24 protein-coding genes are annotated in these 21,565 nt (G+C 35.1%); 17 read left to right on the forward strand and 7 right to left on the reverse strand.

What is annotated here, in order from left to right:
- Positions 1–34 precede the first annotated feature (34 nt).
- From COD11_RS04430 to COD11_RS04445, 4 genes are all read left to right on the forward strand, one after another.
- Entirely contained in the window at positions 35–1,543 is a 1,509-nt protein-coding gene (locus COD11_RS04430; protein ID WP_098795548.1) for a leucyl aminopeptidase, read from the forward strand.
- Positions 1,544–1,731: 188 nt separating this feature from the next.
- Positions 1,732–2,043 (forward strand): transposase, encoded by a 312-nt coding sequence (locus tag COD11_RS27240; RefSeq protein ID WP_098795549.1) that lies wholly within the window; start codon positions 1,732–1,734, stop codon positions 2,041–2,043.
- 17 nt (positions 2,044–2,060) lie between these two features.
- On the forward strand, positions 2,061–2,990 hold the full coding sequence (locus COD11_RS04440; RefSeq protein WP_231309791.1) for an IS3 family transposase: 930 nt from the start codon (positions 2,061–2,063) through the stop codon (positions 2,988–2,990).
- Between the two features lie 345 nt (positions 2,991–3,335).
- Positions 3,336–4,670, forward strand: a complete 1,335-nt coding sequence (locus COD11_RS04445; protein WP_098795551.1) for a Na+/H+ antiporter family protein — start codon at positions 3,336–3,338, stop codon at positions 4,668–4,670.
- A gap of 28 nt (positions 4,671–4,698) precedes the next feature.
- Here COD11_RS04445 and COD11_RS26690 read toward each other — a convergent pair whose 3' ends face one another.
- Complete coding sequence (locus COD11_RS26690) at positions 4,699–4,863, reverse strand: hypothetical protein (RefSeq protein ID WP_176550974.1); 165 nt, start codon at positions 4,861–4,863, stop codon at positions 4,699–4,701.
- A gap of 181 nt (positions 4,864–5,044) precedes the next feature.
- On the opposite strand from COD11_RS26690, the gene COD11_RS04450 reads away from it, so the two are divergent.
- A complete protein-coding gene (locus tag COD11_RS04450; protein WP_098795552.1) occupies positions 5,045–5,587 on the forward strand; it encodes a DUF6241 domain-containing protein in 543 nt (180 codons plus the stop codon).
- Positions 5,588–5,646: 59 nt separating this feature from the next.
- Here COD11_RS04450 and COD11_RS04455 read toward each other — a convergent pair whose 3' ends face one another.
- Positions 5,647–6,234: a biotin transporter BioY gene (locus COD11_RS04455; RefSeq protein ID WP_098795553.1), complete on the reverse strand. Its 588-nt coding sequence runs from the start codon at positions 6,232–6,234 to the stop codon at positions 5,647–5,649.
- Between the two features lie 117 nt (positions 6,235–6,351).
- On the opposite strand from COD11_RS04455, the gene COD11_RS04460 reads away from it, so the two are divergent.
- On the forward strand, positions 6,352–6,951 hold the full coding sequence (locus tag COD11_RS04460) for a sulfite oxidase-like oxidoreductase (RefSeq protein ID WP_098795554.1): 600 nt from the start codon (positions 6,352–6,354) through the stop codon (positions 6,949–6,951).
- A gap of 344 nt (positions 6,952–7,295) precedes the next feature.
- On the opposite strand, the gene COD11_RS04465 is transcribed toward COD11_RS04460, so the two are convergent.
- The 4 genes from COD11_RS04465 to COD11_RS04480 all read right to left on the reverse strand — a co-directional run bounded on the left by COD11_RS04465 (position 7,296) and on the right by COD11_RS04480 (position 10,379).
- Positions 7,296–7,469 (reverse strand): YjfB family protein, encoded by a 174-nt coding sequence (locus COD11_RS04465; RefSeq protein ID WP_098795555.1) that lies wholly within the window; start codon positions 7,467–7,469, stop codon positions 7,296–7,298.
- Between the two features lie 112 nt (positions 7,470–7,581).
- The gene (locus COD11_RS04470; RefSeq protein WP_098795556.1) at positions 7,582–7,773 is read right to left on the reverse strand and encodes a hypothetical protein; all 192 of its coding nucleotides are present in this window, start codon (positions 7,771–7,773) and stop codon (positions 7,582–7,584) included.
- 114 nt (positions 7,774–7,887) lie between these two features.
- Complete coding sequence (gene ald, locus COD11_RS04475; protein ID WP_098795557.1) at positions 7,888–9,021, reverse strand: alanine dehydrogenase; 1,134 nt, start codon at positions 9,019–9,021, stop codon at positions 7,888–7,890.
- A gap of 125 nt (positions 9,022–9,146) precedes the next feature.
- Positions 9,147–10,379, reverse strand: coding sequence for a sporulation transcriptional activator AdeR (locus tag COD11_RS04480; RefSeq protein ID WP_098795558.1), 1,233 nt, complete (start codon positions 10,377–10,379; stop codon positions 9,147–9,149).
- A 180-nt stretch (positions 10,380–10,559) separates the two neighbouring features.
- Here COD11_RS04480 and COD11_RS04485 point away from each other — a divergent pair, with 180 nt between their 5' ends.
- The 10 genes from COD11_RS04485 (at position 10,560) to COD11_RS04530 (ending at position 18,299) form a co-directional block, all read left to right on the forward strand.
- The gene (locus tag COD11_RS04485; protein ID WP_176550975.1) at positions 10,560–11,312 is read left to right on the forward strand and encodes a (S)-benzoin forming benzil reductase; all 753 of its coding nucleotides are present in this window, start codon (positions 10,560–10,562) and stop codon (positions 11,310–11,312) included.
- A gap of 142 nt (positions 11,313–11,454) precedes the next feature.
- The gene (locus COD11_RS04490) at positions 11,455–12,396 is read left to right on the forward strand and encodes a sensor histidine kinase (RefSeq protein WP_098795560.1); all 942 of its coding nucleotides are present in this window, start codon (positions 11,455–11,457) and stop codon (positions 12,394–12,396) included.
- Between the two features lie 198 nt (positions 12,397–12,594).
- Positions 12,595–13,125: an HD domain-containing protein gene (locus COD11_RS04495; protein ID WP_098795561.1), complete on the forward strand. Its 531-nt coding sequence runs from the start codon at positions 12,595–12,597 to the stop codon at positions 13,123–13,125.
- A 67-nt stretch (positions 13,126–13,192) separates the two neighbouring features.
- Positions 13,193–13,432 carry a YuzF family protein gene (locus tag COD11_RS04500; protein ID WP_379052935.1) on the forward strand — a complete coding sequence of 80 codons (240 nt, stop codon included), beginning with the start codon at positions 13,193–13,195 and terminating at the stop codon, positions 13,430–13,432.
- Between the two features lie 195 nt (positions 13,433–13,627).
- Entirely contained in the window at positions 13,628–14,053 is a 426-nt protein-coding gene (locus COD11_RS04505) for a MerR family transcriptional regulator (RefSeq protein WP_098795562.1), read from the forward strand.
- Positions 14,054–14,103: 50 nt separating this feature from the next.
- Complete coding sequence (locus COD11_RS04510; protein ID WP_098795563.1) at positions 14,104–14,787, forward strand: zinc metallopeptidase; 684 nt, start codon at positions 14,104–14,106, stop codon at positions 14,785–14,787.
- A gap of 104 nt (positions 14,788–14,891) precedes the next feature.
- Positions 14,892–16,241, forward strand: a complete 1,350-nt coding sequence (locus COD11_RS04515; RefSeq protein WP_098795564.1) for a hemolysin family protein — start codon at positions 14,892–14,894, stop codon at positions 16,239–16,241.
- A 250-nt stretch (positions 16,242–16,491) separates the two neighbouring features.
- A complete protein-coding gene (locus COD11_RS04520) occupies positions 16,492–17,601 on the forward strand; it encodes an AI-2E family transporter (protein ID WP_098795565.1) in 1,110 nt (369 codons plus the stop codon).
- A gap of 82 nt (positions 17,602–17,683) precedes the next feature.
- Positions 17,684–17,905, forward strand: a complete 222-nt coding sequence (locus tag COD11_RS04525; RefSeq protein ID WP_098795566.1) for a spore germination protein — start codon at positions 17,684–17,686, stop codon at positions 17,903–17,905.
- A gap of 145 nt (positions 17,906–18,050) precedes the next feature.
- A complete protein-coding gene (locus tag COD11_RS04530; RefSeq protein WP_098795567.1) occupies positions 18,051–18,299 on the forward strand; it encodes a YueH family protein in 249 nt (82 codons plus the stop codon).
- Positions 18,300–18,312: 13 nt separating this feature from the next.
- On the opposite strand, the gene hpaB is transcribed toward COD11_RS04530, so the two are convergent.
- Entirely contained in the window at positions 18,313–19,755 is a 1,443-nt protein-coding gene (gene hpaB, locus COD11_RS04535; protein ID WP_098795568.1) for a 4-hydroxyphenylacetate 3-monooxygenase, oxygenase component, read from the reverse strand.
- A 476-nt stretch (positions 19,756–20,231) separates the two neighbouring features.
- Between hpaB and COD11_RS04540 the strand changes: the two genes are divergently transcribed.
- The gene (locus COD11_RS04540) at positions 20,232–21,452 is read left to right on the forward strand and encodes an EAL and HDOD domain-containing protein (RefSeq protein WP_098795569.1); all 1,221 of its coding nucleotides are present in this window, start codon (positions 20,232–20,234) and stop codon (positions 21,450–21,452) included.
- Positions 21,453–21,565: the final 113 nt, after the last annotated feature.

The following is a 21,565-nucleotide window of genomic DNA, read 5'->3' on the forward strand; positions in this document are numbered from 1 at the left end:
CAATAGATATACATACATAATGGAGGTGCTATGAATGTTTAAAGTTATACATGCAGCAAATACAATTGAACTTAACGATAACGATACATTAGTTATTGGGCTATATCAAAAAACGAGCAAACTCACTGGATATGCCAAAGAACTTGACGAGAAATTAAATGGTCAAATAACAGAGTTAATGAAAGACGGAGATCTCTCAACAAAATATAAATCCGTTACTAAACTACATACCCTTGGAAAACTTGCTGTAAAACGTATCTTCTTTGTTGGCTTAGGGAAAGAAGCAGACATTACATTTTTTCGAGTGAAAAGAGCTTTTGGAGAATTATTTCAGACGATTCAACAAGCAAAGCTCCAACATATAAGTGTAGCGATTGACACGTTTTCAAATGAAAGAATGAACGACGTTGAAGCAGCACATGCTCTTGCAGAAGCTTTTTCCTTATCAACTTATAAGATTTTAGATTATAAACAAAAGTCAAATGAACCTGAAAAAAATATTGAAACTATCTCAGTATTAACTGAAAGTGAAGAAAGCCTTGAAATTAAATCTGCACTTGAAGTTGGTTATGCTTTTGGTGAGGGAACAAATAGTGCAAGAACGCTAACTAATATGCCGCCAAATCTTCTAACAGCTACAGAGCTTGCTTCTTATTCAATTGAATTAGCAAAAAGATATCAATTTGAATACGAAGTTTTGGAAAAAGAGGATATGGAACGACTTGGGATGGGAGCTCTCCTAGCAGTTAATAAAGGTTCAGAAGAGCCACCTAAAATGATTGTCTTAAAATATCAGGGAAAAGAAGAGTGGACAGATGTAATTGGTCTTGTTGGAAAAGGAATCACCTATGATACAGGTGGCTACTCCATTAAGCCAAAGGATGGAATTGTCGGGATGAAAACGGACATGGGGGGAGCAGCATCTGTACTTGGAGCTATGCAGATCATCGGTGAAATGAAGCCGGAACAAAATGTTGTAGCTGTAATCCCATCTACAGATAATATGATTAGTGGTGGTGCATTTAAACCTGATGATGTGATTGTTTCATTAAGTGGAAAAACGATTGAGGTTTTGAATACTGATGCAGAAGGTCGTTTGGCGCTTGCTGATGGAATTACTTATGCAAAATTTCATGGAGCTAATTATTTAGTTGATGTTGCTACATTAACTGGTGGTGTAATTATTGCGTTAGGAACAGAAACAACTGGTGCTATGACTAATAATGAGGAGTTTTTTGAACAAGTTCTTCAAGCATCACACGAATGTGATGAACCAGTCTGGCGTTTACCGATATTTGAAGGCGATAAAAAACGTGTTCGAAATAGCAAGATGGCCGACTTAAACAATTCACCTGGTCGTGAAGGACATGCCATTATGGCAGGAACGTTTATTGGAGAATTCGCTGAAGGCACTCCATGGGTACACCTAGATATAGCAGGCACAGCTACAACTTCCCAAAAATCTGAACTTGGACCAACAGGTGCAACTGGCGTAATGGCAAGAACATTAGCTACTTTAGTAGAGAATTTTGAAGTGAAATAAAGAAAAAGGACCGACATGCGTGAATGTTGGTCCTTTTTTCGTGATTTTGTCGAAAATCAAATATATAGAGCAAAAGAGCAAATAAATGCTAAGAATCTTTTTAGACCCCTTAATCATTTAGACACGAAATATTAAAAAAAGTAAACTATGACTAAGCTAAGAGTATCTAAATGACGGAGGCTAAAGACATGCCTAAAAAGAAGATAGATGTAATTGAGGATGTAAAAAAGAAGTATGTACGAATCGCACTTGAAACAGGTAATTTAACATCTACTGCAAGAAAAGCAGGAATTACCCGTGAGACACTTAGAAAATGGATGAAAGAATACGAAGATGATGTTCAAGAGATTATGGAAAAAGAAGGGACTACTGTATTATCGGAAAATCCTTCAAAAGATGAATTAAAAGAGAAATATCAACAGGCAATGAAGCTGCTTGGAGAAAAAGAATTGGAAGTCGCAATGCTAAGAAACTTGCTAAAAAAAAGCGATTCTCGTTAGAAGAGAAAATTCAGGAGATCAGGTTATGGGCTCATGAAGGATTTCCAATAAAACTTTTGACAAAAGCAGTGGAGGTGCCAAGATCCTTGTACTATTACCATATAAATAAACAAAAAGAAAAGACTGTAGTGAAAAAAGGACGACCTTATCCAGGCTATTCAAAGACTCATACAGGAGTAATGGTTCCTGATGAAAAGATTGAAGAAATATTAATGGAAGCTGTTGAAGGTGAAGAAGGTGTCTACGGATACCATAAGCTCACCGAATATTTGAGAGACACATTCAACCTTAACATTAACCATAAGAAGGTATATCGTATGTGTGGTGAACTAGGTATTTTATTACCAAGAAGGAAGGCTTCATCTTTCCCAAGACGCCTAGCAAAACAGCATTATATTAATGGACCAAATCAATTATGGCAGTTAGATATAAAATATGGCTCTATAAACGGTAGTGGTCGATTTTTCTTCTTAGCTTGTGCAATTGATGTGTTTGACCGTTGTATCGTAGGATATTACCGTGGACCAGTGTGTAAAGCCAAAGATATAACAAATATGCTTCAAGAAGCACTCCTGAAGAGACAGGTGCATTTACCACAAGAAGAAGAGAAGTTTAGCCTTATAATTCGGACTGATAATGGGCCCCAATTTACTAGTTATGATTTCGGAGAGTTCTGTGAACACCATAAGGTGTTCCATGAAAGGATACCACCGAAATCACCCAATCTAAATGCATTTATTGAGTCCTTTCATAGTATCATTGAACGTGAATGTTACCAGAGATATATTTTTGACAGTTTTGATGAAGCGTATCTTAGAGTAGATGAGTATATAGAGTTTTATAACAAACGTCGATACCATGGTAGCCTAAACTATATGTCTCCTCTTCAATTTAACAAACAGTATATGGAGACTGGGTTTATTGAAGAAATGGCAATCAGCTTATAGCGATGGCAGAGTAACTCCTTCTTCACCTAACACACACGTAGATGATGGAGCGAAAGGGTCAAGCGATCTTGGCTTGACGCTGAAGTGACATCATCTAAAATGCCAAAGGTGAAGAAGAAAATGAAAAACGACAAAAACAAAAGTATTCTAAAGTTTGTGTCCAAAATAAGGGGTCCAAGCCGGAATCGCCAAATAAAACTTTGAAATTAGCAAATAAATGATCAAAATCGTCAAAAAAATTCTCCTTTCGCAATTGACAGGCTCGAAAAAAGTATGGTAAATTAATTTTCGTTGTTTAATTCTCTACCATATTAGTAAACTAAAGGATTTTTGGGGGTTTTATATTTGAATGCAGTTATTATTGCTGTTTTTGCTATGCTTATTTTAAGCTTATTAAGAATAAATGTTGTTTTTGCACTTGTGATAGGCGCATTAATAGGAGGACTAACAGGTGGTCTTGATTTAGCCACAACAGTAGATACCTTTACAGCAGGCTTGGGAGGCAATGCAACAGTTGCGCTAAGTTATGCATTGTTAGGAGCATTTGCAGTTGCCCTAACATCTTCAGGACTTCCAGATGCAATGGTATCTTCAGTTATAAAAGTAGTAGGTCGTGACGGTGATACAAGAAGAAAAGCTTTATCAAAGGCACTAATTGTTTTTATGATCTTAATCATGGCTATTTTCTCACAAAATGTCATTCCCGTTCACATTGCTTTTATTCCAGTGCTTATTCCACCTCTATTAAAAGTATTGAATGAGCTTCAAGTTGATCGTCGATTAATTGCGACTGTTCTTACGTTTGGATTAATTACTCCATATATGTTCTTGCCTGTAGGGTTTGGGGCGATTTTCCATGAAATTATGCAAACGAATATGCGGGAAAGCGGCTTAACGGTTTCGTTAGCAGATATTCCCTCTGCTATGGCAATACCTGCAATAGGGATGGTATGTGGCTTGTTAATAGCTGTTTTCTTTACATATCGTAAGAAAAGACAATATGAAACTCGTGAAATGGCTGGGCAGCAATCAGGTCAAACTTATACAAAGAAAAGTATTACTGTAGCAATTGTGTCGATTCTAGTTTCGCTTTCTGTACAACTCTATCTTTCTCAGAAACTCGGAGTAGAAGGAATGATCTTCGGTGCGTTAGCAGGTTTAAGTGTTTTATTTCTTGGTGGTGTCTTAAAACGAAACGAAGCAGATTCGATTGTGACTTCAGGTATGAAGATGATGGCTTTTATTGGTTTTGTGATGATTACAGCTTCAGGATTTGCTAGTGTTCTTAAAGAAACTGGTCATGTTGAAAAGTTAGTAGAAGACGCAGCAAATTTAATTGGGGGAAATCAAACAATTGGGGCCATCCTAATGCTGATTGTGGGCTTGCTCATTACGATGGGGATAGGATCTTCATTTTCAACAATTCCAATCATTACAACGATATTCGTTCCATTATGCTTGGAGTTAGGCTTTAGTCCAATGGCAACAATTGCGATTGTTGGAACAGCTGCGGCACTAGGAGATGCAGGATCTCCTGCTTCTGATAGTACATTAGGTCCAACATCTGGACTAGCAGCTGACGGAAATCATCATCATATTTGGGATACATGTGTTCCAACCTTTGTGCACTATAATATCCCGTTAATTATCTTTGGCTGGATTGCAGCTGTTTTGTTATAAGTGGTTAAACAGAAAAAAACTTGGTCTACTAAACCAAGTTTTTTCTGTCTATATTTAATTTCTCCAGTAACTCCTCATCATCCCATTCTAGTATATTTTCAATTAAATCGGGATTTTGTTTGGTGAACTCTCTTTCCAGTTGTTCTCTTTCATTTATATCTAAAAAATATCTTTTGATTACTAAAGCCTTCATTTTTTCACACCCTCTTTGTTTACTCTACTAACTTTATAACCAAAACTAGTATTTATTATACATTCATACTAACAAATTAGTAAAAAAGTTTAGATGTGATTTCTTTCGACAAAGTCTTCTCTTGTCTCTATTAAATTATCCATTGTATCATAGAACTATCCTTTTTTAGGAGGTTACTTCCATGTCATGGATGAAGGAAAACAAAATACTTGTTGCTAGTGTGATAGTAGGTGCAATATGTTTAGGGTGTTTTAGTGTCATTATGCTAGATATGGTAAATTCAAAAGCTGTATCTACTGCCCAAGCTGATATCGAAGAACAAACATCAAAGGAGAAGGTTGATAAGGCTTCAGAGGAAGTTAATCTAGATGAAAACCCATTCGGAGGTAAAGATACTACTGAGTTAACAGAGGAAGATATACTTAATTATCTGCATGGAATGTCTCATCAAAAAGTAATTGCCGAGGAAAAGTGGCTTCATTATGAAATGACAACTGAACGGATAAACTATCTTATTGCAGTTGTTGAAACTGGGCAATATGAAAATGAAGAAGTATTTTTAGATATTTTACATAGGTGGTCGGTTGATGATTTCTCAGAAGCTGACAAAGATCATAATAAAATTTGGAGAATTCAAGGAGGTACAATCGGAGAGGCAACAGGCGTGATGACGGCTGAGCAAGAACAGCTTTATCTTGAGGAAAATAAAGGTTCAATAGAATAAGGTTAACAAAAACATTTTAAAAAACACCAAGGCTTTATAAAATGCCTTGGTGTATTCATTCAAGCTGCTATTCTTTTTGATGTTGCTTTTGATACTGCAAAGTAAATCCGTGGAGCAATAAATGCACCTAAAACGGTAAAAGCTACATCTTTTACAATAAACCAAGCCATAATAGCCCAAGCAGCTCCATATGACATAGGAGCATTAATCCAAACATTTAATGCAAGCCACATATAGGTTGTGCCGACAAGATAAATAAGTGAGATACCGACAAAAGAGGCTGTCATAAATGTAGGAAGCTTCTTTTCTTTACTGAATTCAATCACTTTACCGGCTGCATAAGCTGCTACAATATAAGACATAATAAATCCACCAGTACTTCCGAATATAACACCAATTCCACCGCTAAATTGTGCAAAAACAGGTGCTCCTGCCATTCCTACTAAGGCATATACGATCATTGATAAAGCACCAAGTCTGCTCCCTAATAATAAACCTGCTAAAATACAAAAGAACGGCTGCATAGATAAAGGCACACCAGCTACTTCAAGAAACGGTGCCCAAGATGTTATGTTTGCTCCTATCGCCATTAAAGCAGCAAACATTCCAACTAATGCAAGATCATATGTAGTTAATTTCTTTTTCATTGTTTATCCCCCTTTTTGATATAATCCTTAAAAAAAGAATAATAGACCAATGAAACATTGTCAACCAGTTTGTTATATAGGTTAACATAAAGAGTTGGAAGAGAGGGATTCAAATAAATGTACTTTGGTAAAAAAAGAAAAACATCTTCATCGGACCGTGTACCACCAAATCAAAACGTAACAACAACCTTTCCTGTTTTACATACAGGTAATGTACCGTACTATGAGGATATAGAGAAGTGGAATTTGCAAATTTACGGTCTTGTAGAAAACCCAAAGTTATATACACTACACGATCTTAAAACGCATTTTCCTCAATCAAACTTAACTAACGATATTCACTGTGTAACAGGCTGGTCTAAACTTGATGTTAGCTGGCAAGGTATAAAAACTCGGGACCTTTTGAAGGACATTAAGTTTAAGCCAAAGGCCAACTTTGTGATTATACATGCTGAAGAAGGCTGGACAACAAATCTTCCTTTAGCGGATTTTATGAAAGAAACAAGCTTACTTGCCTATGCCTATAATGATGAACCTTTAACACCTGAGCATGGATTTCCATTGCGTGCAGTTATTCCTCATCTTTACTTTTGGAAAAGTGCTAAGTGGGTAAGAGGAATTCAATTTACTGAGAAAAATCATCCTGGTTTCTGGGAACGGAATGGATATCATATGCAAGGAGATCCTTGGGAAGAAGAAAGATTTAGCTTTGATTAAGGAGTTATGACGAAGTTATCTTGATAAAATAAATACGGGCAAGACGTGGGTGTCTTGTAGTAAAAGTGAGTTAGGATGATAGTTTGGTCTAGTCTTGCCCGATACACTCATAATGACCAAACTTCTAGGTGGATATAACTAATTCTTACGAATAGTTTTAGAGTTATTTCGACAGTTTCAAAGGAATTTGTAGCAATTCGTCGTTAAAAGAAAAAGGATGGAAAAATAATTGGGGATTTATGCAAATACAGAATAAAAAATTAGACTACAATACTTTTTTAAGAAGTAAGCCCAAGAGATTTTATCATTCCTGGGCTTACTTCTAGCGATTCTAAGATGATGTTTTATCCTTTTACATCAATCACATTGCCATGAGTTGGGTGTGGAGCTTGCATAACCTTTAATAACTGCTCGCTACTTTGCTGTGAAGTTTCCATTACTTTCTTTGCTAAGGCAATACTAACATTTTGACCTAAGGATGCTTGGCTCAATCCAATTGATAATGCTGCAATATCCAATAGTTCACCCCCTTAAGTCTTGTATCGGTTAGGATAACAAAAGTTAAAGCGATAATGAAGCATAAAAAAAGAGCTATGCATGTGCTAGCTCTTAGAATTAGAATGTATGTTGTTATGCTTGCTCTAAAATATCTGCTGTTTGACCGCATTGTTGAAGTGCTGCCTCTACGGATTGCAATGAACTTTGAATTCTTTCTCGATTAGAATCTTGTTCAACTGTATTAAGGGCATTTTGTAATGAGGACTTAGCTGTTTCTAATGCTGAACAAGAATCCTGAACATACCCTCTAGCATTTTTTTGCATGTAATTACCTCCTTTTCCATATCAGGATTAGTTTGTGAAAAAACACAAAAAATATGTGAGATATTTTTATACAGAAAAAAGAGACAGAATACTCTGCCTCTCTTAACCACTTACTTAGTTCATTAAATGAGCTTTTTCTAATACTTCTTCAACTGTTTTGTATGTGTAACCTAGATCTTGAGCTACCGCTTTATAAGTGATTTCTCCAGCAATTACATTCACACCTTCTTGAAGAGCAGGGTTTTCACTAATAGCTCGATATGCACCTTTATTTGCAATTTGTAGCGCATAAGGAACTGTTACATTTGTTAATGCAATGGTTGATGTACGTGGAACAGCCCCTGGCATATTAGCAACTGCATAATGTAAAACTCCGTGTTTTTCGTACGTTGGGTTGTCATGAGTTGTAATATGGTCAACTGTTTCAACAATACCACCCTGATCAATCGCAACATCAACGATCACAGAACCAGGCTTCATTGCTTCTACCATTTCTTCTGTTACAAGTGTTGGTGCTTTTGCTCCTGGAATTAATACAGCACAGATTAACAGATCAGCTTCTGCAACAGCAGTTGCGATGTTCATTGGGTTCGACATCAATGTTTTAATTTGTGTTCCAAAAATATCATCTAATTGACGTAAGCGTTCAGCACTTAAATCAATAATTGTCACATCGGCTCCTAGGCCAATTGCCATTTTTGCAGCGTTTGTTCCAACAACTCCACCACCAATGATTGTTACCTTTCCACGGCTTACTCCAGGAACACCAGCTAGTAAGATTCCCTTACCACCTTTAGGTTTTTCAAGAAATTGGGCACCGATTTGTGCAGCCATACGTCCGGCTACTTCACTCATTGGAGTTAGCAAAGGAAGTGTGCGGTTAACAGTTACTGTTTCATAAGCAATAGCCGTTACTTCACTTTTCTTTAATGCTTGAGCTAATTCAGGCTCAGCAGCTAAGTGTAGATAAGTGAATAAAACTAAACCTTTTCTAAAGTAAGCATATTCAGAAGGAAGAGGTTCTTTTACTTTCATCACCATTTCAGCATCTGCCCATACTTTTGCAGCTTCTTCTACGATTTGTGCTCCAGCGAAGACATAGTCCTCATTTTCAAATCCACTACCTACACCTGCATTGTTTTCAATTAACACACGGTGGCCAGAAGCAACAAGCTGTGTAACACCACCTGGAGTTAAAGCTACTCGGTTTTCATTGTTTTTAATTTCTTTCGGTACACCAATAATCATAAAAAACCTTCCTCCTTTAAAAGCCAATATTTAAAAGTTTCTATTTATTAACGCAAGTATAAATAAAATTCAGTTAAATATCTTTGTTTAAAAATGAGAAAGGTTTTGTGCCTTTTTGTGAAAAATCACAAAGACATTCGATCAAGCTTTAAATTTAAGTAAATTGTAATTTTTTGATTCATGTTTTTTAAGTTTAGTTCAGCTATTTCGGAAATTCTTTTTAATCGATAGTTCAATGTGTTGATATGAATATTCAATGCTTTGGAAGCTTCATGAACATTACTGTCGTGATCAAGAAACACTTCAAGTGTTCGAACAAGGTCTGTACTATGCTGTTTGTCGTATTCCTTTAATTTATAGAGAGGGTAATGAATATAACCGGTTTGTTTTCGTTGTTCATATAAAATATCTAAATATTGATAAAAACCTAGTTCTGAAAAACTATTTAAGTCGATTGTTTCACTTGGAAATCGCTTTTTTAATGCGAGAACTGCAAGTGCCTCTTTGTAGCTTTTTTCAATAAAAGTTGAATCGGTAAAGATTCCTCCAATACTCGCTGTAACGTCTTTGTAGGAATATCTCTCATGTAGTTGGCTAAGAGTAGATATAGTAAATTGCTTAATATCTGTTAAAGCTGTGTCACTTTTTCCTGATAATAAAATAATAAGCTCATCAAAATCAATTGTGAAAAGCAAAATATTCACTTGCTGAGTTGTTTGCAATAAGTATGTTAGCTTTTTTTCAGCTTCATCATTTAACTCTTGTGGGAACTTAAAGATAACAACCGAAAAAGGAGGTGGTAGCTGTAAGTTTAATTCATATAGGCCATCTGTAATTTCGTCTTCAGTTGATATATGACCAGTTAAGAGCTTCCAAAAGAATTCCTGATTTCTTTCTATTTTTTTGTTTTTTCGCACCTGAAGATTTAGCATTTTGTTTTTTACGGCTTGTGCAGCTTTTTTTAATAGGAGTAAATCAGATTCTTGAAGATGTTTTTCTATTTCCAATGCCCATATAAATCCTAGTACTTCATCATTTTTCCAAATAGAGATGGCAATTCGATTTCCAAGACCTACCTCATCAATGGTTTTCACTCTAATTGGTTCATCTGTTTTTAATAGCTTAGGGATTGTCCCATCTTTCCAAAGGCTGTTAATCACTTTTTCAGGAACACGTCTACCGATAATGGTGGATATTCGGGCTTGATCTGTTCGGTCGTCATGTGTACTGTAAGCTAATAATCTATGATTAACATCTTCAATGGTAATTGGACATTGAAGCACTTCACTTATTTTTTCCGCTACATCCTCTAATCTTTCAAAATGGTATTTAAATGGATCGTAAGAACTTCCCGTCATTTTATCCCTACTTTAGTTAACAATTTATATATGTATATTCTGATTTAAGAGTAGTATTATGGTACATGTTTGTCAAAGGTCATTTGTGAGTGTTGTCGAGATATTCTGATGAATAAGAATGGCTAAGGTAAACAGGGATGGATATAATTGTAATGAACGTATGAAAAAGGAGTGAAACTTGTGCACTATTACATCGTTACAGGGGCATCGAGAGGTTTAGGTGAAGCATTTGTAGAAGAAATACTACAAAAGGATCATACAGTTATTTGTTTATCACGATCAATAAATTCCTCTCTTCAGCAAGTAGCTGAACAAAGAGAATCTACAATACGTTTTGAAGCATGCGACTTATCTGACACATCTCAGGTTTTAAGTGGGATTGAAAGGGTGTTGTCGTCAATTAACTTTAAAGCAGCCGAAAAAATTACATTAGTAAATAATGCAGGCACTATTAATCCTATTAAAAAGGGGGGGCATGCAAATGAACATGCTATTATTTCACACGTGAATGTAAATTTGCTTGCTCCAATGTTAATGAGTGAAGAAATAATAAAAGAAGCGGAGAAATACTCAGTACATACAATTATCGTCAATATTACATCTGGAGCTGCAAATCGGCCAATTCCAGGTTGGAGTTTCTATTGTAGTACAAAAGCAGGATTAAATATGTACACTCAAACAGTTGGTGCTGAGTTTATAGAAGCAAAAGCAAATATGACAACTATTGCATTTTCACCAGGAATTATGGATACAGAAATGCAAACAACTATTAGACAAGCAGAAGAAGAACATTTTTCTTCGCTCGAACAATTCAAGTATTTTCATGAAAAAGGGATGCTTAGATCAACATCATTTGTTGCTAAAACATTATATAACTTATTGAAGGGCCCCCTAGATAATGGAAGAGTATATGATATAAAAGAATTTATATGAACCTAAAAAGAACAAGATTTATAAAAAAGATTCGCAAAAATTGGCAGATGATGTAATAATATCTATAGTGAAAAAAGTCGTTTTAATATAATTCTTACGTATTTTTGTGAACGATAAGTATGACTACAAACAAGCAGAGGTGATGGACATAAAAAAAATAAAACAAAAAAGGTTTAGTACCATCATCTCTTTAACCGTTATTATCCTTTTGCTTCTCACTTTTATAAATTTATATGCTGCCTATTCAAACATACAACAAACTGTTGATTTAATAGGTTCATTAGTACTTGATTCCAACATCGAGACCGTAGAAGCTATGAAAAAAGAGGCGTTACAAAATAGTATCCCTTATCTTATTTTTTGTGGTCTGTTTGTTTTATTTACTTTTGCTATATTCATAACTTTTCAATATTGTTATCAAAAAGAAGAAAGATCACAAGTTGGAGATGCAGAAGTAACGTATCAGGTTGAATTTCAATCTATGTTACATACAATGCGTTCTATTCGGCATGACTTTATTAATCATATTCAAGTAATTCAGGGATTATTAAAGATCGGTAGAGAGGATCGGGCGTTTGAATATGTGAATTCTTTAACTGCAGAAGTGGAAATGCTTGAATTGCCTGTTAAAGTTAATCACCCTGCTCTTTTCATTTTGCTACAATCAAAGTGGGTAAGAGCTCAAAACGATAAGGTTGATATGCATATACATATAGATCCTCATAATAGCTTCAAAAAGATGAATTCTATTGATTTGATAAAAGTTCTTTCCAATTTAATAGATAATGCATTTGACGCAACACTGCTCGGTACAGAATCAGAAAGGTTTATCAATATAGAAGCAAGAGAAACACCTTCAACATACATATTTAAAGTGGAGAACATTGGTCCTGAAATTCCTAAAAACCACCTCAGTAAAATCTTCCAAGCAGGCTTTTCCACAAAACCTGAGAAACGGGGGGTTGCAAGAGGGGATGGATTAGGAATCATTAAAAAGGTGGTTGATCAATATGGAGGTTCGATTGATGTCCAATCGAATAAGCATTCCACTACATTTAAAATTAATATCCCAATCAAGTCTTAGGAAACTATTTTAATAGTTTCCTTTTCTGTTGGAAGGGAAAAGTATGGAAATAAACGTTCCAATTCCATCTTTTTATCATATAAATATAAGAACATCACTAAAGTATAATAAGAAACTTGTAAGAAAAACTCCCCTTTTACTTGAAGGGATAACATATATATGTTAGATTATTCTGAATATTATTGAAGGAGGATTACCATGCGACGAGTAAGTATCACCGATGTTTTTACACATCCTATAGCACAAAAATATTTGAATCGTTCCGGAGTTTCACATGCGATTACTGTTGCCCAATATGCTGTGCAGCTCGCCATTAAGCATGATGTAAATCCCGACATAGCAGCTAAGGCAGGATTGCTTCATGACATCGGACACTATGAATGGTACACAAATGGAGAATGGGACTATGAAGCATATCGAAAAAATGACATTCATGCCATTAAAGGAGCAGAACGAGCACATAAGCTTTTAATTAGACTCGGTGAAGACCGCAAATACGCTAAAGAAGTTGCTCTTGCTATTTTACTTCATACAGACTCTTATTTACCGGAAAACTCAATAGATAAAAACACATTACAACGCATTGTCCGAAAAGCGGATGAAATGGATGAGGAACCTTTTGGCAAACACCACTACAGAAAAATTAGCTACGAAGATGCCATAAAACAAATAGAACGACTTGATCAAGATATTGAGCATTTTTTGACAGAGTATCGCAAAACAGTTTAAATGTTTGTGACATTGGCCTAGCTCCCCTCATATAGTGTAAATGAAAATAAGGGAGGGAGCCTTCATAATGAATTATCCTAATAATCAAATGCATAGTCATGGTGGCCCAGAAATGGTTACTCTTGTTGAGCCTTATGTTTATCAGACATTGCAAACTCTTGTAGGTAAGTTTGCTGTAATCCAAACAACTCGTGACAGCTTAAGAGGAAAAGTAATGGATGTCAAACCAGACCACGTTGTCGTAAGAGTGGGAGATTCAACATTCTTTGTTCGATGTCAACAAATCGTGTCAGTTATGCCTGACTGATGATTGAAAAGCAGACCTAAACTGGTCTGTTTTTTTCTATGATTAAATAACCATTTACATAATGCAAACCAAAAAAGATGACATATCTAATACACTCTATAAATAAAGATTAAAATAACAAGTATAACGTTTGACTGTACGGTTTGGAGAAGATAAGATATTTGTATCAATTGTACGAGGTGATAAGATGGGGTTTTGCTGTATAAAATCGGTGAATTAGCAAAGGAAGCAAATGTCTCAAAAAGAACGATTGATTATTATACTCAAATTGGTCTTTTGAATGTTGAAACCATTTCAGAATCTAAATATCGTTTATATTCAGAAAAGGCAATTGAGGATATCCGTTTTATCGAAGCGTGCAAAGAACTTCACATGAGTTTAAAAGATATAAAGGAACGTTTGGAGCTTAAGAGGCTGGATAAACAATGTGATGAAAAGCAAAAGCAGTGCTTAAAACATGCTGAAATTCTGGCTTCTCATATGAAGCAGCTGGAACAAGAAATCAAAGAACTCAAATCAATTTTTGATAAACTAAATGAAGATTCTCAAATGGAGATTTCTAATCAAATCTCTTCACAAAGCAAGGCTTTACTGAAGACATTGCATTTGCTATTACAATAGTTTAAAAGTGCACAAAAACGTTTAGATATGAAAAGGAGGAGCGGAAACAAATGTTTTTCCACCCAATGGATTTTTTAATTTTTGCAGCATTAGGCTTATCAATATGGGCTCAATTTAAAGTAAAGAGTAATTTTAAGAAGTGGTCAGATGTGGCTGTTTCATCACATAAAACGGGTGCTGAGGTAGCGAGACATATTTTAGATCAAAATGGTCTATATCAAGTTAAGGTAGAGCCAGTTAGAGGAACGTTAACAGATCACTATGATCCACTTTCTCGAGTTGTTCGGTTATCAGAACCGGTATATTACGGACATTCAATTGCTTCAGTTTCAGTTGCTGCTCATGAGGTTGGGCATGCCATTCAGCATCAGCAATCATACGGTGCTTTAGTGCTTCGTCATAAAATGTTTCCAGTTGTAAATCTAACATCTGGTGTTGCCCCATTTTTATTAATAGGCGGATTCTTGTTAGGCCAACTTAACTTAATTGGTTTAGGAATCATTTTGTTTTCATTTGCTGTAGCGTTTCAGCTTATCACTTTACCTGTAGAGTTTAACGCAAGCTCGAGAGCAAAGAATTTAATGGTTTCGGAAGGAATTATTTCTAACAATGAAGAACATGGCGTTAATAAGGTGTTAGGTGCTGCTGCATTAACATATGTAGCTGGAGCATTAATGGCATTATTTGAATTACTAAAGTTCGTTATGATCTTTGTACAAGGTGACGAAGAATAATATTCGTTTAAATTTTCTTAATTTAGGAGGTGAAAGGAACTGTCTATTTTTAAAAGTGTATTAGTTTGATAGATACTAGTAACACGATAAGGCAGTTCCTTATTTTGGATATAGTTAACCTGATTATTGTTGCGATTTTAATTGCAATTACCGCATTTTTCGTGGCATCGGAATTTGCGATCGTGAAACTAAGAAGCTCACGAATTGACCAGCTTATAGCGGAAGGAAATAAGTCAGCACTTGCAGCAAAGAAGGTTACATCTAACCTTGATGAGTATTTGTCTGCTTGTCAATTAGGTATTACGATAACTGCTCTGGGTCTTGGGTGGCTTGGCGAACCAACGATGGAAAGTATACTACACCCTCTTCTAGTCAGTTTTCATGTGAATGAATCAATTATAAGTGTATTAACATTCGTCATTGCCTTTTTAGTGGTTACCTACTTGCATGTTGTAATAGGTGAATTGGCTCCAAAAACAGTGGCCATTCAAAAGGCTGAATTTATTACATTGCTCTTTGCACGACCTTTGATTTTTTTCTACCGAGTCATGTTTCCATTTATTTGGATATTAAATGGTTCTGCAAATTTGCTTGTTCGAATGTTTGGACTTAAGCCAGCATCAGAACATGAAATTGCTCATACAGAAGAAGAGCTTAGAATTATTCTTTCTGAAAGCTATAAGAGTGGTGAAATCAATCAATCTGAGTTTAAATATGTGAATAGAATATTTGAGTTTGACGATCGAATTGCAAAGGAAATTATGGTTCCTAGAACTGAAATCGTAACAACATCAGTAGAGAAGTCTTTTCAGGAAAATCTTGATATTATGAGAAACGAGAAGTTTACTCGATACCCTGTAGTAAACGGGGATAAAGATCATATTCTTGGAATGGTAAATATTAAAGAAATCTTTACTGATTTATACTATTTAACACCTGAAGGCCGAAAAAATACGCTTATTCAAAAATATATTCGTCCAGTCATACAAGTGATTGAATCGATTCCAATTCACGATCTTTTGATTAAAATGCAAAAGGAACGAGTTCATATGGCAATATTAATGGATGAATATGGTGGAACAGCTGGCCTTGTGACGGTTGAAGATATTATTGAAGAAATTGTTGGAGATATACGTGATGAGTTTGATCAGGATGAGGTTCCTAACATTCAAAAGCGTGGAGAAAAACATTTTGTTGTCGATGGAAAGGTGTTAATCTACGAAATTAATAATATGTTAGGCTTAAGTATTGATGATGAAGATATTGATACTCTTGGAGGATGGATTCTGACTCAGAACATGGAAAGTAAGCAGGGAGATAAAATACTGTATGAAGGATTTGAGTTTCATATTCTAGATACGGAAGGTCACCTGATTCGTTCTGTTGAAATCCAAATGGCTTCTCAGCATGAAATAGAAGAAAAAACACTTCAATTATTGGAAGCTGAAGAATAATTTCAACACTAAAGTCAGTCCGACAACAGGGCTGGCTTTCTTTAGGTTAAGCTGTTTACGTAAAGAAAAGATTGGTAAAGATCTAGTAAATCATGTACATTTGTAGTATATGAAAATTTGAATTATTTTGAAACAATTTCGAGGAATAGTCGTATATACTGTTAGATACAAATGTTTAAGTTGCTTAAGGAAGGTTATAGATGACTATACTGAAAAATAGATGAGGTCTATAGAAACTGGAGGAAGTAGAGTGTTTAGATCAAAAGTTCATTTTTGGACATTGCAAATTTTATTAATGTTATTAATTGTTTTTGTAGGAACAAGGGTTTCCTTTTTATTTGAACCCATTATTGTTTTTGCATCTACTTTGTTTTTCCCAATTCTTATTGCGGGAATTCTATTCTTCATTTTTAATCCATTAGTGAAGTTACTTGAAAAAGGAAAGGTTCCTCGTACGCTGGCCATCCTGATTCCTTATATTGTATTTATTGGCGTCGTTACAGGAATTGTTTCATTTATTGGACCGATTGTAACAGAACAAATAACAGATTTAGTGAATAATTTCCCTTCATACGTAAACGAGTTTACACAATTTATTATTAACATGTCTCAAACTCACTGGTTTACATGGGTCATGGAGCAGGATTATGTGTCATTTAAGCAAATTGAAGATACATTGACTGGTTATGCGAAGAGCCTGCCGGAAAATATTACAACAAGCTTCACAGCTGTGCTTGGTGTTGTAACAAATATTACCTTAACGATTATTACAGTTCCATTTATTCTTTTTTACATGTTAAAAGATGGTCATAAGCTACCTTCTACGGCAGTAAAGGTTTTACCATCAACATATCGTCATGAAGGATTGAAGATTTTACAAGATTTATATGAAACGTTAGCAGCTTACATACAAGGCCAGTTAATTGTGTCCATTGCTGTGGGGATTGGATGCTTCATAGGTTACACTATAATTGGACTTGATTATGCACTTGTTCTTGGGATTGTTGTCGCGGTAGCTAATATAATTCCTTATTTGGGGCCGTTTATCGGTGCTGCTCCAGCCGTCATTATTGCTTTATTAGATTCGCCGACAAAAGCATTGCTTGCTGCTTTAGTTGTAACTATTGTTCAACAGCTTGATGGGAATTTCCTTTCTCCGTTAATTATCGGGAAACGTTTGAACACACATCCTTTAACAATTATTTTACTGTTAATAGGAGCTGGAAGCTTTGGAGGAATCATTGGTATGATTCTTGCTGTTCCAACGTATGCCGTGTTAAAAGCTGTTGTTTTAAATGTTATTCGATTAATCAAATTAAGATCTAAATATAAAGAAGAGCTAAAGAATGCTGAAGTATAAAGCTCGGCGTGAACCCTTTTTTCCTCTTTTTCATATAATGTTGAACAATTAATCTTACATTTATGTTATAAGGAGGAAGGATATGCCGGCATTGGTTGGACCTATCATGCTTAATAGGATAAGAGATGCAGCTGTTTTTAAAGTAGGTGATACGTTTAGCTTGTCACCTAAAAGTCAAGATGAGTCATCTGTTGGTGCAGGGGCATTAAATACAGGGGATTTTATCGAAATTGAAAATGTGTTTACGATCACAAATTTTGAAGATAGTGATATTGTGGATCAACCAAACACTTTTAACTTTTAAGTTGTGTTAAGAGTTATCATCTACTAGAACTGATTTAGGTTCCTACTAAATCAGTTCTTTTGTTTTTTTTTGGGATAGTGAATGCTGTAATTGAAAGAAACATGAATTATAATAATGTCAGAGACTGCTGAAAGGATGAAGAATAGTGAAAATTAGAAAAGCAAATGTGAAAAATGGAGAAGAATTCATAACAAACGTTTATATTTATGAAAATAAAAAACAAGAATTCAGTATGGTTGCCATCCCGGAAATTGAGTGGTCTACGACCGTTAGCTATGAAGAGGGAAGAGAAGAACTAAGTCTTCGTCTTCAATCATCTTTATCGAAAAGAGTGGAATCTGATACTGCTGGTGAGCTCGCAAGTAAAATTGGACATTGGGTAGGGGAAATGTAAAGAGGCTTTGCTATTAAGCCTCTCTATTTTGCTCTAAAAAACTTTCAACATAACTAATGTATTCTTCACGAGGGTACCCCTGATAAAGAGTTGATGTTAGCCTCTTTGGATCACCAAAAAAGTACCGTTCATATTGTGTTTGTCGTGTTCCAAAGCTGCTCATCGTAAGATCCCATGCAAGGCGAAAAAGCTTCGCTTTTGTTTCAGCATCACATGCATATCCTTGACAGAAATGATCAATTTCACTAACTAAGCTGGAAGCAAAATCCTCTTCTGAAGGAATAGCTACCATTCCCCCGGCACCTATTAATTGAATGATTTCAATCATTCGAGGGTAAAGTTTTGGGAAAATATTTGATGCAACAAATAAAGAGTGAACATATGGAACCATTGTCCCCCATTCGTCTTCCTTCGCTTCAAGCTCTGAACGATCTAAAAGAGCCTTCATTGTTTCTAACCCAATAATCATTTCACTAATTTTATCTTGTATATGATGATACTCTGTTACGTTTAAAACAGTAACCATTTTTTGTGCAAGACCAATTAAGAACTCTGTTTTTGTAATTTGTCTAATAATGACCTGGTGCAATGCTTGTGGTGTAAAGCTACTTCTTGCAAAAAGCTGATGTGCAAGATCATTGCGGTGATAAAAAATAACTCTCTCCCAAGGCACTACTACATTATTAAAGACAATCATCGTGTCCATTTCATCGAAACGAGAAGAAAGTGGATAGTTAAATTGAGAGTCGTCTTGATAAAAGGATTCACGGCAGATAAATTTAATTCCATCTGCATCTGTAGGAATGCTAAAACAAAAGGCATAATCATCGGTTTGACCTGTAGGTAAGATGAATACCTCGTCAGTCATACCTCCTTGTGTTGCTAACATCCTTGCCCCTTTTAGTATAAGTCCATCTGATGTTTTCTTTATTATCTTTGCAGCAATTGGTTGTGAAGATAACTCATGATAATTTGTTGAACGATTTACTTGTGGATTGATAAAGCTGTGTGTGAAGGAAAGATCTTTTTCTCTGGCATCTTCATAAATATTGAGTAGATTTTTACAAAACTCATCGCCTTGTTCACGTAGAATAGTAGCTGAAGCAGCGAACGTCATTAGTGCTGTGTTTAAGTAATCTGGTGTACGTCCCATCATTCCTGCTGTTTTTTTGGCCCAAGTTTTAATCATATATCTTCTTGCTTCTAGGTCTTCTTTCGTTCTGGGTTGCAAAAAAGATAGTCCTACACGTTCATTTGATGTAGGAGATGTAAAGGTCATTTTTTCTATAAAATCAGGATGAACTTGAGTGTCATACAGAGATGCCTTTGATTTCATGGCACCTTTATAGACTGGGTGCCGTGAGAGCTTCCCTGATATTTTTTCCCCCTTCATCCATACATCAGGATGTAGCTGATCCATGCGCTCCAAATATTTTTCACCATTAATTGCAGGCATTTTTTTCACTCCCTACCTATATGTCATTACTATATGAAAGGATGGGTAGTGAGGTGAGAAGATACATAGGATGAAAACGATGTTGGAAAAAGAAGAATGATATAGAGAGGAATGATGCTGTCTATGGATGAATATTGTAAGTATTAATAAGAAAAATCTGACTGTAAGCGCTTACTTAAGGTTTAATAAATAATACCATGGAAAAAATAATGACTACAGATCTTTATAAAGGGTGTGAACACTATGCATGAAGAAAATTTTTTTAAAGGAATGGCTTGGGCCACATTGCTGAGTGTACCATTATGGTTGTCATTTTTCGGATGGGTGAAAATAACGTTGAGTTTTTTGAGTCATTTATAATACTATAGACCCACAATTGTTAGTAAATAACCAAAATATGATTTATTATTAAGATAAATGTAGTAAAATAGAATAAATTCAAATTATTGGTTATTTTTTGTATCGGGGGTCAAAGCATGGAGGTTTTTGTTGCACGGCAGCCAATATTTAATATAAAAGAAGAAGTTTTTGCATATGAACTTTTATATAGAGGAAGTAAGGAAAATATATTTCCAGATATTGATGGAGACCTTGCTACAACAGAAGTCATTATTAATAGTTTTTTAAATATTGGTATTCATGATTTATCAGAAGGCAAACGTTGTTTTGTCAACTTTACAGATAGTCTGCTAAAATCCCGAGTACCAACATTTTTTAATCCCTCCTCTATTGTTGTAGAAATATTAGAGAATGTTGAAATAAGTGAAGAGCTGATTCTTTCATGTAAAGAGTTAAAAGAATTAGGATATACAATTGCGCTTGATGATTTTTATGTCCAAGAGCAATCATCCTTATTACCGAGATTATTACCTTATGTTGATATCATTAAAGTGGACTTTCTAAATACATCCAAAAGTGAACAAAAAGCCATGGTTGAACGGTATCGTCCTCATAATATAGAACTTTTAGCAGAAAAAGTGGAAACAAGAGATGATTTTTTATTTGCGAAGAAAACGGGATATACATATTTTCAGGGTTATTTTTTTAGCAAACCACATATTGTTTCAAGTTATGATGTTCCTTCTTATTTAAAAACGTATTATCATATACTTTCAGAAATAGCAAAGACAGAACCCAATATTGATAAAATTGCCTCCGAAATTGAGCATGATATCTCTATGTCTTATAAGCTGCTAAAATTAATTAATTCACCGGCTTTTAGACCTGTTAATAAAATTGAATCTATCAAACAGGCAATTGTCCTACTTGGATTAAATGAACTTAAAAAATGGATTTATGTTATTTCATTAAAAAATATAAGTTACCCAAAAGATATTAATATGCAAGAAGTAATTAAGTTATCCTTAGTTCGTGGGAAGTTATGTGAACAGATTGCCGTTTATCTTGGGATGGGTCAGTCAGCACCTTTCATGTTAACAGGAATGTTTTCATTAATTGATACATTGATGCATCGAAATATCCAGGATGTGTTAAAGGACCTACCATTATCCGATGATATTCAAGATGCTTTGCTCGGGAAAGAAAACGATTTATATCACGTGTTACTTTGGGCCGAAAGTATTGAAAAATCAACTTGGGATATAGAAGGTTTGAAAATACCAAAAGAAGAGATTAACCGCATTTATTTATCTTCTATTGAATGGGCAACAAACCTTATGGAATTAGATGAAAAGTAGGAGAATTAAACATTTATTATTACGGGAACGAGTGTGGGTACTTTACCCGCACTTTTTTTTTCGATGTTAACAATATTTTGTAAATAGTTGAAGGAAACTGTCATCAAACAGAG

Origin of the sequence: Bacillus sp. AFS040349 (assembly GCF_002577655.1) — a bacterium.
Taxonomy (GTDB): domain Bacteria; phylum Bacillota; class Bacilli; order Bacillales; family Bacillaceae; genus Metabacillus.